The organism is Mesobacillus foraminis (assembly GCF_004340465.1).
Lineage (GTDB): Bacteria > Bacillota > Bacilli > Bacillales > Cytobacillaceae > Mesobacillus_B > Mesobacillus_B foraminis.
The window spans coordinates 33,887-53,718 of sequence record NZ_SLVV01000007.1 but is presented as its reverse complement, the minus strand read 5'-3'; the positions used below and the strand labels follow the sequence as shown (position 1 = coordinate 53,718).

Sequence of the window (19,832 nt, the reverse complement as noted above, 5' to 3'; positions counted from 1 at the left end):
TTTTTCCTCCTGGAAGGTCACGTAGACTCCTTCTACGTGACCTCTTCTTCTCCTTTTCCTCCTGGAAGGTCACGTAGACTCCTTCTACGTGACCTCCTCTTCTCCTTTTCCTCCTGGAAGGGCACGTAGACTCCTTCTACGTGACCTCTTCTTCTCCTTTTCCTCCTGGAAGGGCACGTAGACTCCTTCTACTTGACCTCTTCTTCTCCTTTTCCTCCTGGAAGGTCACGTAGACTCCTTCTACGTGACCTCCTCTTCTCCTTTTCCTCCTGGAAGGTCACGTAGACTCCTTCTACTTGACCTATTCTTCTCCTTTTATCCTGGAAGGTCACGTAGACCCCTTCTACGTGACCTCCTCTTCTCCTTTTCCTCCTGGAAGGGCACGTAGACTCCTTCTACGTGACCTCTTCTTCTCTTTTTCCTCCTGGAAGGTCACGTAGACCACTTCTACGTGACCTCTTCTTCTCCTTTTCCTCCTGGAAGGTCACGTAGACCCCTTCTACGTGACCTCCTCTTCTCCTTTTCCTCCTGAAAGGGCACATAGACCACTTCTACTTGAACTCCTTCTTATTACCGCAGGCGGTCTCGTAGACGGGACCTTTTCCTCAACCTCTACCCTAGGAAAACAAAAAAACCAGCACCACCCAAAATAGGCAGCACCGGCTCACTTGCAAACGATTATTTTGTTTCCCCGCTCCAGTTCATCATCCCGCCGACCATGTTGCGCACTTTATAGCCTTGATCTTGCAGGTAAAGACATACGTTATGGCTGCGGCCGCCTGAACGGCAAATAAAAATATACTCTGTGTCTTTATCGAATTTATCCAAATTCTCCGGGATTGTTCCCATGCGGATATGCCTGGCACCCGGTATCATTCCTTCTGCTACTTCTTCATCTTCCCTGACATCGACGAGTTCAAGCTTTTCGCCGGCTTCGAGCTTTTCCTGTAATTCATCGGTTGTAATCGTCTCAATATTGTCCATTTATAACACCCCTTATTGTTCTGCCACCAATACCAGTTTCAGTTGGCTTACCCTGTTCATTATACAAAAACTCATGTACGAAGGAAAACTAGACTGCCTGCACAGCAGCCCCCTGCAGCCGGCGATACCTTAAAGAAACAAGACCATAAGATTCTCATCCAGGTACTGATCACCCTGTTTTATCGCTTTTTTGTCCCTTCCATATGTTTGGAACTTAAGATTTTTATATAAGTTGATTGCTGCTTCATTATTTGCAGCCACAGTCAAGTAAACCTGTTCGACTCCCTCCAGCTTCCCCGCCTTGGTGATGGCTTCGTTCATCAGCATTTCCCCCCCCCCTTTCCCGCGAAACGCGGGGGATACAAATAGAGCAAAGATGCTGGTCCTGTGCCTTAACTTCAGTTTTTTTTCCCTCACCAAGGTGACGACTCCTGCCAGCCTTGCCCCTTCAAAAGCACCATAAGTAAAAGTATCTCCCTGCTGAAGCCTCTCCTCAAAAACGGATTGTGGCAAAAGAAATTCTTCTTCATAGCTGGCGGCAAATGCTGCAGGGTTGCTTTTAAGTGCAGCTAATCGAATATCTCTGTACAAATTTGCATCCTCCGGAGTTAAAAGCCTTATATTCATCTACTTTCCCCCTGTTTCAAAAAGCCCCTTCCTGCAGGAGGAAGGGGTTCTGATTTAGTTGGCAACGATATTCACTAGCTTTCCTGGCACGGCAATGACTTTTCTTACAGTCTTGCCATCAATCTGTTCTTTTATTGTAACATCACCCATGGCGATTTGTTCAAGCGTCTCTCGATTGGCATCGGCAGGTACTTTCATTTTGGTTTTGATTTTCCCGTTGATTTGGATAACAATCTCGATTTCTTCGTCTACCAATTTTGCCTCATCGTACGCAGGCCATGCTGCATAGCTGATGGTTTCTTTATGACCAAGCTTTTCCCACAGCTCCTCGGCAACGTGAGGGCAGATTGGAGCGAACATCTTCACAAAGCCTTCAATGTAACTCTTAGGCAGGACATCAGCTTTATAGGCCTCGTTAATGAACACCATCATTTGAGAAATCGCTGTGTTGAAGCGAAGTTCTTCAAAATCCTCGGTTACTTTCTTGACGGTCTGGTGGTATACCTTCTCTAGGCTTCCGGTTTCCTCGGTATCCTGGATTTTTGAATTCAGGCTGCCATTCTCTTCCACAAACAGGCGCCAGACTCGGTCGATGAAACGGCGTGACCCGTCAAGGCCGTTTGTAGACCAGGCAATGGATGCATCCAGAGGTCCCATGAACATTTCATAAAGCCTTAAAGTATCAGCGCCATGACTGTCGACAACCTGGTCAGGGTTTACTACATTCCCTTTGGATTTACTCATTTTTTCATTATTTTCGCCCAGGATCATTCCCTGGTTAAACAGCTTCTGGAATGGCTCTTTCGTGTGGACAACACCTAAATCATAAAGAACCTTGTGCCAGAAACGTGCATAAAGCAAGTGAAGCACCGCATGCTCGGCTCCGCCAATATAAATATCGACAGGAAGCCATTGTTGCAGCTTTTCAGCATCCGCCAAAGCCTGTTCATTTTTAGGATCGATATAGCGCAGGTAGTACCAGCAGCTTCCAGCCCATTGAGGCATGGTATTGGTTTCCCGGCGGCCTTTTTTGCCAGTTTCCGGATCCACTACATTCACCCATTCGGCGATGTTAGCCAGCGGAGATTCACCTGTACCTGAAGGCTTGATTTCTGTTGTCTTCGGCAAAACTAGCGGCAGCTGATCCTCTGGAACAGTTGACATGGTGCCATCTTCCCAATGAATGATCGGGATTGGCTCACCCCAGTAGCGCTGGCGGCTGAACAGCCAGTCACGCAGACGGTATGTTACCTTCTTGGTGCCCAATCCTTTTTCTTCAAGCCAGGCAATGGCTTTGCTGATTCCTTCTTCTTTGTTCAATCCGTTCAGGAAGCCTGAATTTACATGCTCTCCATCACCGGTATAGGCTTCTTGCTCAACATTGCCTCCCGCGACGACTTCCTTGATCTCAAGGCCAAATTTCCTCGCGAACTCGTAGTCACGCTCGTCATGAGCCGGTACAGCCATGATGGCGCCTGTACCATAGCTCATCAACACATAATCGGCAATCCAGATTGGCATTTTCTCGCCGTTTACTGGATTGATGGCATAAGCACCTGTAAATACACCTGATTTATCCTTGGCAAGGTCGGTACGCTCCAGATCACTCTTGCTTTTGATTTGGTTAAGGTAAGCATCGATTGCTTCACGCTGCTCTGCCGACGCGATTTTCTCGACAAGATGATGTTCTGGAGCAAGAACAGCGTAAGTGGCGCCAAATAAGGTGTCAGGGCGTGTTGTAAATACTGTGAAGGTGCCTTCGTGCCCATCAATCTCAAATGTTACCTCTGCCCCTTCCGAGCGGCCAATCCAGTGGCGCTGCATTTCTTTAATGCTCTCAGGCCAGTCGACTTCCTCAAGATCCTCAAGCAGACGGTCCGCATAGGCAGTTATTTTCAGCATCCACTGCCTCATCGGACGGCGTTCTACAGGATGGCCCCCGCGTTCACTTTTCCCATCGATAACCTCTTCATTAGCAAGCACTGTACCCAGGGCAGGGCACCAGTTAACTGCAACTTCATCAATATAGGCAAGGCCTTTTTCATACAGCTTCAGGAAAATCCATTGGGTCCATTTATAATAAGAAGGATCCGTTGTGTTTACTTCCCTGTCCCAGTCATAAGAGAAACCAAGCGCCTTGATTTGGCGGCGAAAATTATCAATGTTCTGCTTTGTAAATTCAGCCGGGTCATTACCTGTATCAAGCGCATATTGCTCAGCTGGGAGGCCGAACGCGTCCCAACCCATCGGATGAAGGACGTTATAGCCCTGCATCCGTTTCATGCGGGATAAAATATCGGTTGCTGTATATCCTTCCGGATGGCCTACGTGCAGACCGGCACCCGAAGGATAAGGGAACATATCCAGTGCATAGAATTTCCTTTTTCCTTCATCCTCGGTTGTTTTAAACGTTTTATTCTCTTCCCAGTATTGCTGCCACTTCTTTTCGATTTCATGATGGCTGAAGCTCATCTTGTTACCCTCCTGCTATATTGATTTCCATTGTGTGATGGGTTTGTTTTAAAAAATAAAAAACTCCCGTCCCCAAGAAAGGGACGAGAGGTTATGTATGTTCTCCCGCGGTACCACCCACATTAGTGACAAGTCACTCGCTTCGTTCATCCTTAACGCGGAACACGGCAGGCATTACTGTTAGTTCATGCCGGCGACTATTAAGGCGAGTTCATGATTGGCCCGGCTGACTTGCACCTTCCGTCAGCTCTCTAGTTTTTCAGGCTCTCCTCATTACTACTCCTTCATCAAACGTCTTTGCTTATAAAGTATATGGTATATTGTAAACAAATTCCCCTCCAGTTGCAAGAGGCAGGATAGCCTGCTGCGAAAATCCCCTGGTGAGGAACTATTTTTATCGTATGCTGATTCCTTTTCAACAGTGATATCCAATTTTGCACACTGTGTATACCTGGCACTCTTATTTTATTGTAAAATGGTTGGTATGAAAATGTTGATCATAAAAGGGATGCGGGGGCTCGAACTTGAACTATAAAAAAATAAAACCGAAAAAAATATATGAAGAAGTGGAAGAAGCCATTCATGAAATGATTAGAACCGGTCAATTAAAGCCTGGAGATAAACTGGATTCGGTCCAGCAGCTGGCTGAAAACTTTCAGGTAGGCCGGTCAGCGATAAGAGAGGCATTGACTGCACTTAAGGCCATGGGACTGATTGAAATCCGCCAGGGCGAAGGAACCTACGTGAAGGAATTTGAGGCCACCCAAATCGCCTTTCCGCTGTCCTCTGCCATTTTAATGAACAAAGGAGATATCGATCACCTGCTGGAGGTACGCAAAATCCTTGAAATCGGGACTGCTTTTTCAGCCGCACAAAATAGGTCAACAGAAAACCTGAAATCAATGGAAAGAGCGCTTGAGGAAATGAAACGTGCCAACGGGAATGGAGAGCTGGGGGAAAAAGCCGACCTGCAGTTCCACATAGCCATTGCGGTAGGATCCAATAATCCTTTGCTCATGAACTTGATGAACCATGTATCGGGGCTTATGGGAGAAACAATGAAGGAAACACGCCGGCTTTGGCTGTATTCTAAACAGACGACTACCGACAAACTTTACGCTGAGCATTTTTCCATTTACAAGGCGATTCAAAATCAGGAAGCAGAGCAGGCCAGGACGCTGATGCTCCAGCATATCGAACATGTCGAAGAGGTTTTACAGAAGTATATGGAACAAATCGAACCTCGTTAAATAGAGAGTGATAGAAAAATAATCTTTGAAACCCCTTTCTATGTTTATTACAATTATAGTAGTATTAATTTTATAAAAACTTATTTTTCAGGTCATCAGATGACCGGTTAATTAGATGTCTATTTTATGGATGCTAAATAGGAGTGGTTAAAATGAAAGTATCTCTGTTTGCAACTTGCCTGGTTGATATGTTTCAAAGCGATGTAGGAAAAGCGACGGTCGAATTGCTTGAGCGGCTGGGCTGTGAAATTGATTTTCCCGAATCGCAGGTCTGCTGCGGACAGCCTGCCTATAACAGTGGCTACGTGAAAGAATCAAAAGAAGCAATGAAAAAGATGATTGATGCCTTTGCCAGCGCCGAGTATGTAGTATCTCCGTCCGGGTCCTGTGCGTATATGTTCCATGAGTACCCCCATATTTTCAAGGGAGATCCTGTATGGGAGACAAAAGCGAAAAGGCTGGCGGAAAAAACCTATGAACTAACACAATTTATTGTCGAAGTCCTGAAAGTGGAGGATGTGGGAGCCCGGTTTGAAGGAAGGGCCACCTATCATACTTCATGCCATATGACTAGATTGCTGGGTGTAAATAAAGCTCCTATGACTCTTTTAAGCAATGTAAAAGGACTTGAATTTACGCAGCTTCCCGGGAAGGAACAGTGCTGCGGATTCGGAGGAACCTTTTCGGTCAAAATGGCCCAAATTTCAGAGCAAATGGTTGACGAGAAGGTTCAGCATGTCGAAGAAACGCAAGCAGATTATTTAATTGGCGCCGATGCAGGATGCCTGATGAATATTGGCGGACGCATTGACCGGAAAGGCAAGCCGATAAGGGTATTGCATATTGCCGAAGTTCTGAACAGCCGCTGAATGGAGTCATTTTCAAGCTGGCCTAAATGGACGTACCAAGCTTTTTTGAATGGAGGGAAACGATTATGGCGATGAAAATAGGGGTTGAAGAATTTAAGGAACGTGTAGGAAAAGGGATAAATGATTCCTTTATGCGTGGGGCTGTAGCCGGTGCCCAGGATAGTATGGGCACCCGAAGGCTGAGCGCTGCTGAAGAGTTGGGAAACTGGGAAGACTGGCGTTCCCACGGGGAGGAAATTCGAAAACATGTCCTTGAAAACCTCGACTATTATTTAGAACAGCTAAGCGATAATGTGGCAAAACGCGGTGGTCATGTTTTTTTCGCATCCACTGCCGAAGAGGCGAATGACTATATCCGGGGAGTCGTTGCCAGTAAAAATGCAAAGAAAGTCGTGAAAGCAAAGTCAATGGTAACGGAGGAAATCCACTTGAATTCGTGCCTTGAATTGGCTGGCTGCGAAGTGATTGAAACGGATCTGGGAGAATACATACTTCAGATTGACGACCATGATCCCCCTTCCCATATTGTGGTTCCGGCCCTTCATAAAAATAAAGAACAAATCCGCGATGTTTTCACGGATAAACTTGGCTATCAAAAAACATCCAAGCCTGAGGAGCTAGCCGGACATGCAAGGGAAACACTTCGCCAGGATTTTCTGACAGCGGATATTGGAATTACAGGCTGCAACTTTGCGGTCGCCGAGACTGGCTCCTTTTCTTTGGTTACCAATGAAGGAAACGCAGATCTCGTCACTTCGCTGCCTAAAACACAAATAACGGTCATGGGAATGGAAAGACTTGTCCCTACCTTTGAAGAAATGGAAGTGCTGGTAAGCCTGCTGACAAGAAGCGCTGTCGGCCAGAAACTGACCAGCTACATCACCGTCCTGACAGGCCCAAGGGAAGAGCTGGACGTTGATGGGCCTGAAGAGTTTCATTTAGTTATCGTTGATAACGGCAGATCAAAAATTCTTGGTACAGAGTTCCAGTCCGTCCTCCAATGTATCCGCTGTGCAGCCTGCATTAATGTTTGCCCGGTGTACCGCCATGTCGGCGGGCATTCTTACGGATCCATTTATTCAGGTCCTATAGGTGCTGTACTCTCGCCTTTACTTGGAGGTTATGAAGATTACAAGGAACTTCCGTATGCATCTACATTGTGCGGTGCCTGCACGGAGGTTTGCCCAGTCAAAATTCCTTTGCATGAACTTTTACACAAGCACAGGCAGGAGATTGTCGAGAAAGAAGGAAAAGCCCCTATATCCGAAAAACTGGCAATGAAGGCTTTTGGATTGGGTGCTGCTTCACCTGCTCTCTATAAAATCGGATCAAAGCTGGCTCCGGCAGCAATGAATCCATTTACTAATGGAGATAAAATTTCCAATGGTCCTGGCCCATTAAAAGCATGGACGGAAATCAGGGAGTTTCCAGCCCCTAATAAGGAGCGATTCAGGGACTGGTTTAATAATAGGGAGAAAGGCGGCAACCAATCATGACAGGCACCATCCAAAACAGGGAATCATTTTTAAATACTATTGCATCCAGTCTTGGAAGGGACCGCCATCCAGGAAAGATTGAAAGACCAGTCTGGGAGTTCCAGCCGCAAAAAGAGGTCCTGAAAGGGGCCACTCCCGACCAATTAGTCGAGGTCCTTAAGACCCAATGCCTGAGAATTCATACAAGCGTTGTGGTTACAGATCAAACAGGACTGGCGGAAACGTTGGCGGAAACAGTTGCCAATTATGGCGGCGGTCCGGTTGTTACCTGGAAGGACAATCGATTTTCAGAGTGGGGCCTGGATCCCCTCTTTCACAACGAATGGCCTGAACAGGACATAGAATATTATGAGTGGGATCATACAAAAGGCAGAGAGAATATCAGACAGGCTGAAAAGGCCAATATCGGAATTACCATCAGTGAAATAACACTGGCCGAATCAGGCACGGTTGTTCTTTTCAGCGATCAGGATAAAGGCCGAACCGTCAGTTTTCTGCCTAAAAGCTTAATTGCCCTTGTACCCAAAAGCAGTCTTGTGCCGAGGATGACTCAGGCCGCCCAAAAAATGAGACAAATGCATCTAGAAGGCAAACAGGTAGCATCCTGCGTCAATTTTATCACTGGCCCCAGCAACTCTGCCGATATCGAACTGAATCTGGTTGTGGGTGTTCATGGTCCAGTTAAAGCAACTTATATTATCATTGATGATTTATAAAAAAACTGGCATGAACCAAGGGTTCATGCCAATTTTTTTATTTTTTCTAGTAGGTAGCCTCAGAGAATTGCCCTTGCAGTTTTTCCTTCGCTTTTAATTTCCGGTCATAGATTGCAGTGGTAAATATAGCAATAAAGAATAAAACGGTAAGTACAGCAAATAATGCGGCCATGCCATAAACATCGACCAGGATGCCGCCCAGCAATGGACCAATCATTCTTCCGCCTGTCGCGGTGCTGTTAACAATTCCCTGGTAGAAGCCTTCCCTGCCCTTTGGAGCAAGCGCATCAGCTATTGTTGGAACCGCAGGCCACACCAGCATTTCACCTATGGTCATGATCACCATGGCTGTCATAAAACCGGAAAATTCTCCTGCACCTGCCGCAACCATAAAGGAACCAATAAATATGAGGATACCTATAGTGATCTGGGCCTTTATATTTTTCTCAAACGGCTTAACAAGCCGGTTCACGAGCGGCTGTCCCAAAACAATCAAAGCTCCGTTTACAGTCCATAGCAAGCTATACTGGCTAAGCGGAATATCAAGCTCTCTTGTATAGGCAGATATCGTTGACTGCCACTGGACATAGCCAACCCAGCAGAGAAGGTAGCCGCCGCATAGAATCAATAAAGCATATAGCTTATCTCTGTTTTTAACTGCTCCATTTTCCTGCAGGTTGGTGGTTTGCGTTGGCGAAAACGACTCAATGGCACGGTAACCGAAAACCGCTATGAGCAGGAAGATGAAATACAGAACTGCGTTTGCGAAAAAGATCAGCTGAAAGGAATAAGAGGCAACCAGGCCGCCCAGAGCTGCCCCAACAGCCACCCCCAAATTCTGGGCAACATAGATAGAATTAAAGGCCTTCCTCCCGCCCTCTTTCCAAACAGATCCTGCCATGGCATACATGGAAGGAAAGACAATTCCAGACCCGAACCCAATAATCGTCAGGAAGACGATATATTGCGGCCAGCCGTGCCAGATCGTTAACCCTGCCAATGACAAAAGGGTAATTACGATTCCCATTATAATGGACCTATAGCCGCCCATTTTATCAAACAGGGTCCCGCCAATCAAATTCCCAATAACAGTAGCTGCTGAGTTCAGCATTAAGACGACACCGGCAACGGATAAAGATTTCCCGAGATGCTCGTGGATATAAATTGTATTTAAAGGCCATAAAAAGGATGAACCGGTCACGTTTACCGCCATCCCAATAACAAGCAGCCATAAAGCTCGTGGCATATAAATTTCCCCTTTCAAAAACACTTCCGGGCTTGCTGTCCCATTCACTGTGATGATCTTATATCAAAAACAAGGGAAGAGCTACAAAATTAAGCCCAGGACTTTCTGCTAACAAAGCAGAATACGGTTCAGTTCGATAACCTAAGTAATTTTAGAGGTTTTCAAGCTGTCTTGCAATAACAAAACCCACAATCCTAATAGTAAAAAAATACTGTAAGTATTGAATTTTCCCACACAATAAAAACCTCATTCCCTAAAGGAAATGAGGTTGCACGAGCTTTTTATTTTTAACGGGCCTGTTCCGGTTCAGGATGAAATTTGGACTTTACTGGCTGCCCGCCAGAGTTTTCATAACGTTTCTTCGCTTCCTTAACAGGATCATATTCTTTTCCAAATTCGGCATCCTGATTATTATGCCCGTTTCGAGTCTTTTGCTCAGGATTATTTTGGTCTGAACGCTTTTTCATCGCTGGCCCTCCTTTTAATGATCAAGCAGTGTCATTTTATTTTGAACCTGCTGAAGCTGAAGCCTCATCCGATGCAGCCGCTCCCGCTGCTGGTCATTGCAGCTTAAGGCAAGCTTTGCCAGTTCATTATAGGACTGCTCCAATTGCTGAAGGCTGCTCGTAAACTCAACGTCGCCGTAGTGCTCCTGTAAGCTGGCTCGGTCATACTGTTCCTGGGCGGATTTTAGAGCATTCTCACATTGATGGATATGTTCATCGACCGATTGTCGCGTTGCCAATGAAAAGGCCCCCTTTTTTTCAAAAATGAAGCTGGAAACTTGCTTCCCTTATATTTTGTTCACATCCCCGCTTCCTATCACTTTTCCTGCATGTTTAATGCTTCCAATTGCCATTTTGCATTGGATTCCGTTTGACTGCATGATACAATTCTTTTCATGACAGAGGTCCTGCACGGACTTACACGAGGAATTATAAAATAGGAGGCAGCTCTATTGGCTGATACAACGAACTTTCAATACGCTAGTGATCAAAAACGGTATCACACCTGGAATTACCATTTGCGCCAGCATTTTGGCCATAAGGTATTCAAGGTGGCCCTTGACGGAGGATTCGATTGCCCCAACCGGGACGGTACTGTCGCTCACGGCGGATGTACCTTTTGCTCCGCAGCAGGTTCCGGAGACTTTGCAGGAAATCGGGCTGAAGACCTGGAAACCCAGTTCACTAACATAAAAGAGAAAATGCACAACAAATGGAAAGATGGCAAGTATATGGCTTATTTTCAGGCATTCACCAACACCCATGCGCCTGTACATGTCCTCAGGGAAAAGTATGAAACAGTCCTAAAGCAGGAAAATGTTGTCGGCTTGTCGATTGCGACGAGGCCTGATTGCCTTCCCGACGACGTAGTTGAATATCTTGCAGAATTAAACGAAAGAACATACCTTTGGGTCGAGCTGGGTTTGCAAACCGTTCATGAACGGACTGCTTTAATGATCAACCGTGCCCATGATTACCAAGCTTATGTGGAGGGTGTCCAGAAGCTCCGGAGGCATGGCATCCGAATTTGTACCCATATTATTAATGGACTTCCCCTGGAAACTCCGGAAATGATGATGAAAACGGCTCAGGAAGTAGCCAGGCTGGATGTTCAAGGAATAAAAATCCACTTGCTCCATCTGCTTAAGGGGACACCGATGGTAAAGCAATATGAGAAGGGACTGCTGGAATTCCTTACCCTAGAGGATTATGTGAATCTGGTTTGCGATCAGCTGGAAATTCTTCCTCCGGAAATGATCATCCACAGGATTACAGGAGATGGACCCATTGATTTAATGGTTGGCCCGATGTGGAGCGTCAATAAATGGGAGGTTTTAAATTCAATTGACGCTGAGTTAAAGCGGCGCGGCAGCTGGCAGGGGAAATTTTTTAATCCTTTAGTGGCAGGTGCTGCAAAATGAAGCTTGAACGGATCCTTCCTTTTATGAGAACTCTCCTCGAAAAAGCAGTTTCTGCTGGAGACGTGACAGTCGATGCAACTGTAGGGAATGGGCACGACACGCTTTTTCTCGCAAATCTCGTCGGTCCAGAAGGAAAGGTTTATGGTTTCGATATACAAGAGGAGGCCATTCAATCCTGCAGTTCAAAATTATCCGCACAAAATCTAAATGAACGAGTTTCGCTTTTCCAAAAAGGCCATGAGCATGTGAAAGCTTCTGTCCCGGAAAAGGATCACGGAAAAATTACGGGTGCAGTCTTTAATCTCGGTTACCTCCCTGGAGGCGACAAAAGCATTGTGACAGGGCCGACAACAACGATTGCCGCAGTTGAACAGCTGCTTGACATCATGGCTCCCGAAGGAATCATCGTTATTGTGATTTACCATGGACATCCTGAAGGGCAGCTGGAGCGGGACAGCCTGCTGGAATATGTAAAAAACATCAAGCAGGACGAGGCTCATGTGCTGCAATACCAATTTATAAATCAGCAAAACCATCCACCCTTTATCCTGGCTATTGAAAAACGATAAAACTAAAGAACCGGCACCATTTTAATGCCGGTTCTTTTTATTTCGATAACGATTTTACAAAACTTGCTGGCACCCATTTTTGGAAGGAGCGGTAGGCGCGGCCGTTCAGATAAAAGAAATAACTGACTGGCCCTCCGCTTTTAATCATTTCCTTTGCCAGCTTTTTAATATTTCGGTGCTGCTGGACCTTTTCATCCGACAGGTAGACACCAAGCAGTCCCCGATTGATCAGCCGGTGAAATCTTTGGTGAGGCAGCTTTGATGTATGGCGGTCTGCGTTCACCAAAAAATGCTTCAGCCGCTCAAATAAAGCTTCTTCACTGTCATAATAAAAACAAAAGTTCAAATCTCCCCCCTGCCTGTCCTCATCCTGGTCGATGAAATAATCCAGGAGAATATGAAGCCCCTGTATGTATGGAAAATATCCGCTCCAGATACTTTCGGCAAATTCCGGTTTAAAATCAGTGCGCATCGCATAGGAAACCAGACAGAAAATACCGAGAGTGGATCCAGTGCAGGCTGAGAATTCATACCATTGCATATCGGGTATATTTTCTTTGTGCATGTCAAACCAGCTTTTCAGCCTCGGCACCCGCTCACTGTGCTCGACATGTTTGTGAATTTGCAGGTCACAATAATAGCGGCAAAGTTCAAACAAGTACCCTGAAATCACATCATAGTGCTCAAGCGCCTGAAGTTCCTCCCTGCATGTGGTGACTAAAGCCTGCAAATAGCCCCCGTCATCCCTATCCTCTCTCTCTCGATAATAATCACGAAAATCTCTACTTATGGACAGAGCATCCTCCATTGATTCATGCAATGCAGCAAAGTCATCAGGATCAAGAGAGGTACTCCGATCACAGAGGTTATCAAGATAATCACTGATGGTCTGGTAGGCAACGATAAACCGGATGGCACTTTGGTATTTTCCCATCGCTGTAAGGCTCATGATAGCCCCGCCCTCGCAGTGGAATGTTTTGCTTTCAATACTGGCAAGCGCCTGCCTCCTTAATTCTGGATTGGGGATAGCCTGTGCTTTTTCCCTCCAGAAATCAAGCTCTCGATGGACGGCAGGAAACACTTTTCGGTAAACATGGTACATTAGGCCAACTGGCATTACTGGAATCGACATTTGGGCCTCCTTTCTAGTATACGTACCCAATTGCCTTTAACTGGCTGATGACAAAATCCTTTGCATACTCAAACACTTCTTCCCGTTCGGGTTCATTAAAAATTTCATGATAGCATTTTGGCCATTCTTTATATCGCTTTTCAGACAATGGGGCATAATTGAACCACTCTTTAACAGCACGCTTATCAACAATTTTATCTTCTCCGGCCTGCATAAGCAGCATCGGGATATCGTGAGTGTTTTCCATATTCTCGAATGCCTGTTCCATCGCTTCGGACAGTTCACGGTACCATCTTATCGAAACTTTTGTAACGTATAATGAATCATTTAAATCTGCTGCTTTAACATCCTTGTTCCGAGTTGCGTCTTCCACTGTCAGCCCGGGTGAAAGCCTTAAAGCAGGCATCACTACATTTAATCCGTGAGAAACAAAGTTCAGGAACTTTGAAGGCTGCTGAAGGATGCCAAGACAAGGAGATGAAAGGATGACCCCTGCAAGATTCAGCTTTTCCTCCTGAAGAAGGCGGATTGCAATCAGCCCGCCCATGCTGTGCCCAAGAAGAAAAACAGGCAAATCAAATTCCAGGGCAGCCTCTACCCATTCTTTTACCTCGAGAAGATACTCATTAAAGGATTCAATATGACCCCTGTTTGCTCTCGTTGTCATTCCCTGACCGGGCAAATCACCCATAATGACATGAAAACCGGACACGCGCCACATTTCGATCAGCCAGCCGTACCGGCGATGGTGCTCAAGCGCCCCATGCACCATTACAATCACGGCCTTTGCCTCTCCTTCCGCTTCCCATTTCCACATGATCTATTCCTCCTACTTTGTACACTATAAAAAAAACTATAATATATAATAAACAAAAAAGGGGAGAAAAAGCCTTGATGCAAGAAAGGCTATTATCCATACCTTTATTCTAATTTTACATTAAAAAAGGGAGAGTGTAATATGATTTATCCTTATAAAGGCAAGATGCCCCAAATTGCTGATTCCGTTTTTATTGCGGATTATGTAACGATCTCGGGGGATGTTGAAATTGGCAAAGAATCAAGCGTTTGGTTCAATACATCCATTCGGGGAGATGTCGCACCAACAATTATTGGCAATAAAGTGAACATCCAGGACAATTCAGTCCTTCATCAAAGTCCGGGTAATCCCCTCATCCTTGAAGATGAAGTAACAATCGGCCACCAGGTGATTCTCCATAGCTGCATCATCCGAAAAAAAGCCCTGATTGGGATGGGCTCCATTATTCTTGATCAGGCCGAAATCGGCGAAGGTGCTTTTATAGGAGCGGGGAGCCTCGTTCCACAGGGCAAAAAAATCCCCCCTAACACACTTGCTTTCGGACGGCCGGCTAAAGTGGTTCGCGAATTAAACGCAGACGATATCAAGGATATGGAACGCATTTCAAGAGAATATGCCGAGAAAGGTCAATATTATAAATCCATACAATCCCGGTGAAACATCATCCAGTAGATGACCATATTAAATCTGGTATCAAATGTCACTTAAGAAATCCGGATTATTGCCGATAATAATCAATATACTTTACCCATTCCATCCCTGGCATATGCGGGATTTCAAAGGTGAATTTTCATGATACTGCTTTGCATAATGATCAGCTTCCTGATTGTTTTATTGCTCATTGCTTTCTTTACGTTAAAAAAACAGTCAACCGCGCTAAGGTCCATTCTTAGTTTTATGACCATTTTCCTGATTCTGGCCAGCGGTCCTATTCTGGAAAGCCCGGAGTCTCTTCACATGGACAAGGCCGTGGACTTGGTCAAAAAATGGATCCAGCCTGTGGAGGCCCAGACAGAGCCTGGTAAAAATGATGTGTTTGTACCCGTCATTAAAATCAAGGACCATGTAAAAATCAACGCCCCCTTGATTTCACAGCTGCCTGAACTCCCAAGAGGATGCGAGGTCACCAGTCTTGCGATGCTCCTTCAGCATGCCGGTGTTCCTGCAGACAAAATGGAGCTTGCCAAAGAGATTAGAAAAAATCCAGCAGCAAAAAAAGTGAAACACGGAAAGATATATTATGGCGACCCGAATGAGGGCTTCGTTGGAAATATGTATACTTTTTCCAAACCCGGTCTCGGTGTTTATCATCAACCCATAAAGGAACTGGCCGAGCTATATTTGCCAGACAGAGTTCTGGACTTAACCGGAATTCCCTTTCAGGAGCTGAAGATTCATTTATCCGATAGCAGGCCTGTCTGGGTCATCATCAACACTAGCTATAAAAGGCTGAATCAAAGCCAGTTTGAAACCTGGTACACACCAAATGGCGAGATTTCAGTCACATATAAAGAGCATGCGGTTCTGGTGACTGGATATGATGATAAATACGTTTATTTTAATGATCCACTGACCGGTAAAAAAAATAAAAAAGCACCCATCTGCCATTTTGAGGAAGCATGGGTGCAAATGGGAAAACAGGCGATTACCTACCTCCCAAATTAATTGGTCTGAAGTGACTTATTCAATTCATACTCCTTTTGAAAGGAGTATTTTTTTTCTACATATACATCATGCCACAGCATGAACATTAAAACAGTCCAAATTTTACGGCTGTTGTCCGCCTTATTTTGGCAATGGTCGTCAAGAAGCTTTAACAAGTAGGCCTTGTTAATTAAATGATCAGTATTGCTTTCCTTAATCAGATTCTTTGCCCACTCATTCATTTCATTCTTCAGCCAGTGACGGATCGGCACAGGGAAGCCCAGCTTTTTGCGATCAAGCACATGGTCCGGCACTACTCCCCTGGCAGCCTTGCGCAGGATATATTTTGTTGTGTTATTTGCTGTTTTTAAGCTGGTTGGTATTTTGGAAGCTGTTTCGAACACAGCCTTATCCAGGAACGGAACCCGAAGCTCAAGTGAATGAGCCATGGTCATTTTATCTGCTTTAAGCAGAATATCACCGCGCATCCAGGTATGGATATCAATGTATTGCATCCGGTCTACTGGGTCATATCCCCTGCTTTCATTGTAAAGAGGTTTTGTTACGTCTGTGTATTGCAGCCCCTCTTTATAGGAAGTCAGCAAGCCCCGTTTTTCTTCTTCAGTAAACATCTTGGCGTTCCCGATATACCGTTCTTCCATTGGGGTTACACCGCGTTCGATGAAGCTCTTTCCCTTCATGCCCTCCGGCATAATGGTCGCAATCCCCTTTAAAAGCGATTTGCCAATGGCAGGAATCTTATTGAAAACCTCCAGATCCTGCGGTTCACGATAAATGTTATAACCGCCAAAAAGCTCGTCAGCCCCTTCTCCTGACAGTACGACTGTCACATGCTTGCGGGCTTCGCGTGCGACGAAATATAAAGGAACGCATGCTGGGTCGGCCAATGGATCATCCATATGCCACATGATTTTTGGAAGCTCGGCCATATATTCCTCCGGGGAAATAATATAGCTGATGTTCTCAACCCCAAGCTTCTCTGCTGTTTCCTTCGCAACATCGATTTCACTGAACCCATTTTGCTCGAATCCTACAGAGAAGGTCTTAATGGCTGGGTGGTATTCTTTGGCTATGGAAGCAATGATCGATGAATCAATCCCGCCTGACAGGAATGAGCCGACAGGAACATCGCTTCGCATATGGATTTTTACCGAATCATACAATACATCCCTGATTTCTTTCGTAAATTCATCTTCAGACTTAACTACTGGGTGGAAATGCGCTTTCCAATAACGTTTAATATCCATCGGGGAGCCAATTTTTTTGGTGAAGTAATGCCCCGGCTCTAATTTTTGGATTCCCTTTGACATCGTGTTAGGCTCCGGAACGAACTGGTACGTCATATAATGCTGCAGGGATTCATAGTCAAGAACGTCGTTTTCAAGGGCAAGGAGGATGCTTTTCTTTTCCGAACCAAAGAATGTACGCTCTCCATCATTAAAGTAGAAAAACGGCTTAATGCCAAAAGGATCTCTTGCGCCATAAAGGCTCTGCTCTTCTTTATCCCAAATGACAAATGCAAACATCCCGCGAAGCTTCTCAACAGCTTTTTCCTTATAATGGCTGTATAGGGCGATGATGACTTCCGTATCGGAATGAGTGGCAAAGTTCAGGCCTTCTTTAAGAAGTTCCTCACGAAGCTCAACATAATTATAGATTTCTCCATTAAAAATGATCCAATAACGTTCATTTTCATAGGTAAGAGGCTGTGCGCCACATTCAATATCAATAATGCTTAAACGGCGAAAGCCAAATTGAATATGTTCGTCGAAATAATAGCCGTCGTCATCAGGTCCTCTGTGCGTGATGATGTCATTCATATTTTTAAACAGCTGTTTTTGTTCATTGCTGTATTCCTGTGTATTTTCATGTACACAACCGATAAAACCACACATTATGTACGTCACCTACTCCATTCAAAAATTATTGCTGCTCAAATCTGCAACAAAAGCATACTCTCTATACTACCATTAAATCCTTTCATTTTGCATTAACGAACCTAAAAATTTTTCGCGGGAAAAATAAACCAATAACATACATATTCCACATATTTGCCAAAGCTAAAACATTTGTGGGCAGCATGGTAACTGTATCTCCAATGATTAAACCCTTCTTTTTTCACAAATAGGAAAAGACGGCTTTTAGTTCCTTCCACCTATTTAATTGGAAGCTGCTGCATAGCTTCCAATTAAACTTTTTATAGAATGCAATGAGGAATTATATACCTTCACTCTTCCCGTTTTTCCTCTGGCTAGGACACTTAGGACTCTTCCACCTTCCCTTTACTCAGGGGTTCTCCCTAAATAGGGCACGTAGCCATCCTCTACCTTCCCTCCACTCAGGGTTTCCCCCGAATTGGTCACGTAGCCCTACCTTCCCTCCACTCAGGGTTTCTCCCTAATTAGGGCACGTAGCTCCCCTCTGCCTTCCCTCCACTCAGGGTTTCTCCCTAATTAAGTCACGTAGCCCTCCTCTACCTTCCCTTTACTCAGGGGTTCTCCCTAATCAGGACACGTAGCCCTCCTCTATCTTCCCTCCAAACCATGTTTTCCCTTAACATGACTGCAGAACTCCAACTTGGATTAGCTATTAATTCCTCCCCAATTGTCACTTTTTATGTAATCTCCGCTGCCCTTAATGAAACCTGCAAAACACAAGTGCCAAACAGCTTCCCATTTCCAGCCCTAAATCTCCTCTTCTCTTCCAATTATTCAAAAACGCAAACAGGAGTTACATCGAAATGTAACTCCTGATACAAAACTTGTTAAATGCGTGCCTGCTCGCGAAGCGCTTCTGCTTTATCGGTACGTTCCCATGGCAGATCTACATCCGTGCGGCCAAAGTGGCCATATGCTGCTGTTTGCTTGTAAATTGGCTTGCGAAGGTCAAGCATGTTGATGATTCCTGCAGGTCGAAGGTCGAAGTTAGTGGATACCAGGTCAATTAAAGTATCTTCACCCACTTTTCCTGTACCGAACGTATCAACGGAAATGGATACCGGCTTCGCCACACCAATTGCATAGGCAAGCTGCACTTCTACTTTATCAGCAAGTCCGGCGGCAACCAGGTTCTTGGCAACGTAACGGGCAGCATAGGCAGCTGAACGGTCAACCTTTGTTGGATCTTTTCCGGAGAAAGCACCGCCGCCGTGGCGTGCATACCCCCCGTAAGTGTCAACAATGATTTTGCGGCCAGTCAAGCCTGCATCTCCTTGAGGCCCGCCGATAACAAAGCGGCCAGTCGGGTTGATGAAATACTTTGTATTTTCATCAATCAGTTCTTTCGGGACAACCGGGTTAATCACGTGTTCTTTAACATTTCGCTGAATTTGTTCAAGCGAAATTTCCGGGTGATGCTGGGTGGAAATAACAATGGTATCAATTCGAACAGGCTTATCATTTTCATCATATTCAACCGTAACCTGTGTTTTGCCGTCCGGACGGAGGTAAGGAAGAATTTCCTCCTTGCGAACTTCAGTCAGGCGGCGGGAAAGCTTATGAGCCAAAGAGATTGGCAAAGGCATTAGTTCCTTTGTTTCGTTGCAGGCAAAGCCGAACATCAGCCCCTGATCTCCTGCACCAATTGCCTCGATCTCTTCATCAGACATCTGTCCTTCACGAGCTTCAAGAGCCTGGTCAACACCCATTGCAATATCAGCTGATTGTTCGTCGATTGATGTCAGGACTGCACAAGTCTCAGAATCGAATCCATACTTTGCGCGAGTGTACCCAATGTCCTTAATTGTATCGCGGACAATCTTAGGAATATCTACGTATGTAGAAGTAGTAATTTCCCCTGCTACCAGCACAAGGCCAGTGGTAACAGAAGTTTCAGCTGCAACGCGGGCATTGGCATCCTTTGCTAAAATTGCGTCCAAAATGGAATCAGAAATTTGATCGCAGATTTTATCGGGATGGCCTTCTGTCACTGATTCAGAAGTAAACAAACGACGTTTGGTTGACATCCGATTTCCTCCTTAATTTTATGAAATAACGCAGGATCGGCTGATCCCCGGATTGATACGGTACTCATTCCCTATGTAGTATGAAATAAACGCCAAGT

General features: G+C 45.3%; 19 protein-coding genes and 1 other annotated feature. Of the genes, 8 read left to right on the top strand and 11 right to left on the bottom strand.

The features are described from left to right. Window positions 1-188: 188 nt before the first annotated feature. From EV146_RS27060 to leuS, 4 genes are all read right to left on the bottom strand, one after another. A complete protein-coding gene (locus EV146_RS27060) occupies window positions 189-332 on the bottom strand; it encodes a hypothetical protein (protein ID WP_158287101.1) in 144 nt (47 codons plus the stop codon). Between the two features lie 346 nt (window positions 333-678). Beyond that, a complete protein-coding gene (locus EV146_RS13505) occupies window positions 679-984 on the bottom strand; it encodes a rhodanese-like domain-containing protein (RefSeq protein ID WP_132007061.1) in 306 nt (101 codons plus the stop codon). Window positions 985-1,113: 129 nt separating this feature from the next. Continuing rightward, entirely contained in the window at window positions 1,114-1,611 is a 498-nt protein-coding gene (locus tag EV146_RS13500) for a GNAT family N-acetyltransferase (RefSeq protein WP_132007058.1), read from the bottom strand. Window positions 1,612-1,665: 54 nt separating this feature from the next. Further along, the gene (leuS, locus tag EV146_RS13495; protein ID WP_132007055.1) at window positions 1,666-4,083 is read right to left on the bottom strand and encodes a leucine--tRNA ligase; all 2,418 of its coding nucleotides are present in this window, start codon (window positions 4,081-4,083) and stop codon (window positions 1,666-1,668) included. Window positions 4,084-4,159: 76 nt separating this feature from the next. Further along, window positions 4,160-4,384, bottom strand: a binding site (T-box leader). A gap of 223 nt (window positions 4,385-4,607) precedes the next feature. Between leuS and EV146_RS13490 the strand changes: the two genes are divergently transcribed. The 4 genes from EV146_RS13490 to EV146_RS13475 all read left to right on the top strand — a co-directional run bounded on the left by EV146_RS13490 (window position 4,608) and on the right by EV146_RS13475 (window position 8,414). Continuing rightward, window positions 4,608-5,333 carry a FadR/GntR family transcriptional regulator gene (locus EV146_RS13490; RefSeq protein ID WP_132007052.1) on the top strand — a complete coding sequence of 242 codons (726 nt, stop codon included), beginning with the start codon at window positions 4,608-4,610 and terminating at the stop codon, window positions 5,331-5,333. A 152-nt stretch (window positions 5,334-5,485) separates the two neighbouring features. Beyond that, window positions 5,486-6,202: a (Fe-S)-binding protein gene (locus EV146_RS13485; RefSeq protein ID WP_132007049.1), complete on the top strand. Its 717-nt coding sequence runs from the start codon at window positions 5,486-5,488 to the stop codon at window positions 6,200-6,202. 65 nt (window positions 6,203-6,267) lie between these two features. After that, on the top strand, window positions 6,268-7,698 hold the full coding sequence (locus EV146_RS13480; RefSeq protein WP_132007046.1) for a LutB/LldF family L-lactate oxidation iron-sulfur protein: 1,431 nt from the start codon (window positions 6,268-6,270) through the stop codon (window positions 7,696-7,698). Next, window positions 7,692-8,414: a LutC/YkgG family protein gene (locus EV146_RS13475; RefSeq protein WP_132007043.1), complete on the top strand. Its 723-nt coding sequence runs from the start codon at window positions 7,692-7,694 to the stop codon at window positions 8,412-8,414. The genes EV146_RS13480 and EV146_RS13475 overlap by 7 nt, the downstream gene beginning before the upstream one ends. A 46-nt stretch (window positions 8,415-8,460) precedes the next feature. Here EV146_RS13475 and EV146_RS13470 read toward each other — a convergent pair whose 3' ends face one another. From EV146_RS13470 to EV146_RS13460, 3 genes are all read right to left on the bottom strand, one after another. Beyond that, window positions 8,461-9,660 (bottom strand): MDR family MFS transporter, encoded by a 1,200-nt coding sequence (locus EV146_RS13470; protein WP_132007040.1) that lies wholly within the window; start codon window positions 9,658-9,660, stop codon window positions 8,461-8,463. A 287-nt stretch (window positions 9,661-9,947) separates the two neighbouring features. Next, a complete protein-coding gene (locus EV146_RS13465) occupies window positions 9,948-10,127 on the bottom strand; it encodes a glycogen biosynthesis protein GlgD (protein ID WP_132007037.1) in 180 nt (59 codons plus the stop codon). Between the two features lie 14 nt (window positions 10,128-10,141). Next, window positions 10,142-10,405 (bottom strand): YtzC family protein, encoded by a 264-nt coding sequence (locus EV146_RS13460; protein WP_132007034.1) that lies wholly within the window; start codon window positions 10,403-10,405, stop codon window positions 10,142-10,144. A gap of 213 nt (window positions 10,406-10,618) precedes the next feature. On the opposite strand from EV146_RS13460, the gene mnmL reads away from it, so the two are divergent. Together mnmL and mnmM are read left to right on the top strand one after the other, a co-directional pair. Further along, a complete protein-coding gene (gene mnmL / locus EV146_RS13455; protein WP_132007032.1) occupies window positions 10,619-11,587 on the top strand; it encodes a tRNA modification radical SAM protein MnmL/YtqA in 969 nt (322 codons plus the stop codon). Next, window positions 11,584-12,156 carry a tRNA 5-(aminomethyl)-2-thiouridylate-methyltransferase MnmM gene (gene mnmM / locus EV146_RS13450; RefSeq protein WP_132007029.1) on the top strand — a complete coding sequence of 191 codons (573 nt, stop codon included), beginning with the start codon at window positions 11,584-11,586 and terminating at the stop codon, window positions 12,154-12,156. Before mnmL ends, mnmM begins: the two co-directional genes overlap by 4 nt. A gap of 37 nt (window positions 12,157-12,193) precedes the next feature. On the opposite strand, the gene EV146_RS13445 is transcribed toward mnmM, so the two are convergent. Both EV146_RS13445 and EV146_RS13440 read right to left on the bottom strand, forming a co-directional pair. Further along, window positions 12,194-13,288: a tetraprenyl-beta-curcumene synthase family protein gene (locus EV146_RS13445; protein WP_132007026.1), complete on the bottom strand. Its 1,095-nt coding sequence runs from the start codon at window positions 13,286-13,288 to the stop codon at window positions 12,194-12,196. Between the two features lie 13 nt (window positions 13,289-13,301). Next, on the bottom strand, window positions 13,302-14,105 hold the full coding sequence (locus EV146_RS13440; RefSeq protein WP_132007023.1) for an alpha/beta hydrolase: 804 nt from the start codon (window positions 14,103-14,105) through the stop codon (window positions 13,302-13,304). 141 nt (window positions 14,106-14,246) lie between these two features. On the opposite strand from EV146_RS13440, the gene EV146_RS13435 reads away from it, so the two are divergent. After that, window positions 14,247-14,762: a gamma carbonic anhydrase gene (locus tag EV146_RS13435; protein ID WP_132007020.1), complete on the top strand. Its 516-nt coding sequence runs from the start codon at window positions 14,247-14,249 to the stop codon at window positions 14,760-14,762. A gap of 135 nt (window positions 14,763-14,897) precedes the next feature. After that, the gene (locus EV146_RS13430) at window positions 14,898-15,770 is read left to right on the top strand and encodes a C39 family peptidase (RefSeq protein ID WP_132007017.1); all 873 of its coding nucleotides are present in this window, start codon (window positions 14,898-14,900) and stop codon (window positions 15,768-15,770) included. On the opposite strand, the gene asnB is transcribed toward EV146_RS13430, so the two are convergent. Both asnB and metK read right to left on the bottom strand, forming a co-directional pair. Next, complete coding sequence (asnB, locus tag EV146_RS13425; protein WP_132007014.1) at window positions 15,767-17,665, bottom strand: asparagine synthase (glutamine-hydrolyzing); 1,899 nt, start codon at window positions 17,663-17,665, stop codon at window positions 15,767-15,769. The two genes, EV146_RS13430 and asnB, sit on opposite strands and share 4 nt — an antisense overlap. Before the next feature lie 869 nt (window positions 17,666-18,534). Beyond that, window positions 18,535-19,734: a methionine adenosyltransferase gene (gene metK / locus EV146_RS13420; protein WP_121611357.1), complete on the bottom strand. Its 1,200-nt coding sequence runs from the start codon at window positions 19,732-19,734 to the stop codon at window positions 18,535-18,537. Between the last annotated feature and the right edge of the window lie 98 nt (window positions 19,735-19,832).

What these genes read in the sequence shown, in the direction of transcription:
- EV146_RS13430 (WP_132007017.1), top strand. Translation starts at nt 14,898, where the DNA reads ATGATACTGCTTTGCATAATGATCAGCTTCCTGATTGTTTTATTGCTC.
- metK (WP_121611357.1), bottom strand. Translation starts at nt 19,734, where the DNA reads ATGTCAACCAAACGTCGTTTGTTTACTTCTGAATCAGTGACAGAAGGC.
- EV146_RS13470 (WP_132007040.1), bottom strand. Translation starts at nt 9,660, where the DNA reads ATGCCACGAGCTTTATGGCTGCTTGTTATTGGGATGGCGGTAAACGTG.
- EV146_RS13500 (WP_132007058.1), bottom strand. Translation starts at nt 1,611, where the DNA reads ATGAATATAAGGCTTTTAACTCCGGAGGATGCAAATTTGTACAGAGAT.
- asnB (WP_132007014.1), bottom strand. Translation starts at nt 17,665, where the DNA reads ATGTGTGGTTTTATCGGTTGTGTACATGAAAATACACAGGAATACAGC.
- EV146_RS13485 (WP_132007049.1), top strand. Translation starts at nt 5,486, where the DNA reads ATGAAAGTATCTCTGTTTGCAACTTGCCTGGTTGATATGTTTCAAAGC.
- leuS (WP_132007055.1), bottom strand. Translation starts at nt 4,083, where the DNA reads ATGAGCTTCAGCCATCATGAAATCGAAAAGAAGTGGCAGCAATACTGG.
- EV146_RS13505 (WP_132007061.1), bottom strand. Translation starts at nt 984, where the DNA reads ATGGACAATATTGAGACGATTACAACCGATGAATTACAGGAAAAGCTC.
- EV146_RS13445 (WP_132007026.1), bottom strand. Translation starts at nt 13,288, where the DNA reads ATGTCGATTCCAGTAATGCCAGTTGGCCTAATGTACCATGTTTACCGA.
- EV146_RS13435 (WP_132007020.1), top strand. Translation starts at nt 14,247, where the DNA reads ATGATTTATCCTTATAAAGGCAAGATGCCCCAAATTGCTGATTCCGTT.
- EV146_RS13465 (WP_132007037.1), bottom strand. Translation starts at nt 10,127, where the DNA reads ATGAAAAAGCGTTCAGACCAAAATAATCCTGAGCAAAAGACTCGAAAC.
- EV146_RS13480 (WP_132007046.1), top strand. Translation starts at nt 6,268, where the DNA reads ATGGCGATGAAAATAGGGGTTGAAGAATTTAAGGAACGTGTAGGAAAA.
- EV146_RS13440 (WP_132007023.1), bottom strand. Translation starts at nt 14,105, where the DNA reads ATGTGGAAATGGGAAGCGGAAGGAGAGGCAAAGGCCGTGATTGTAATG.
- mnmM (WP_132007029.1), top strand. Translation starts at nt 11,584, where the DNA reads ATGAAGCTTGAACGGATCCTTCCTTTTATGAGAACTCTCCTCGAAAAA.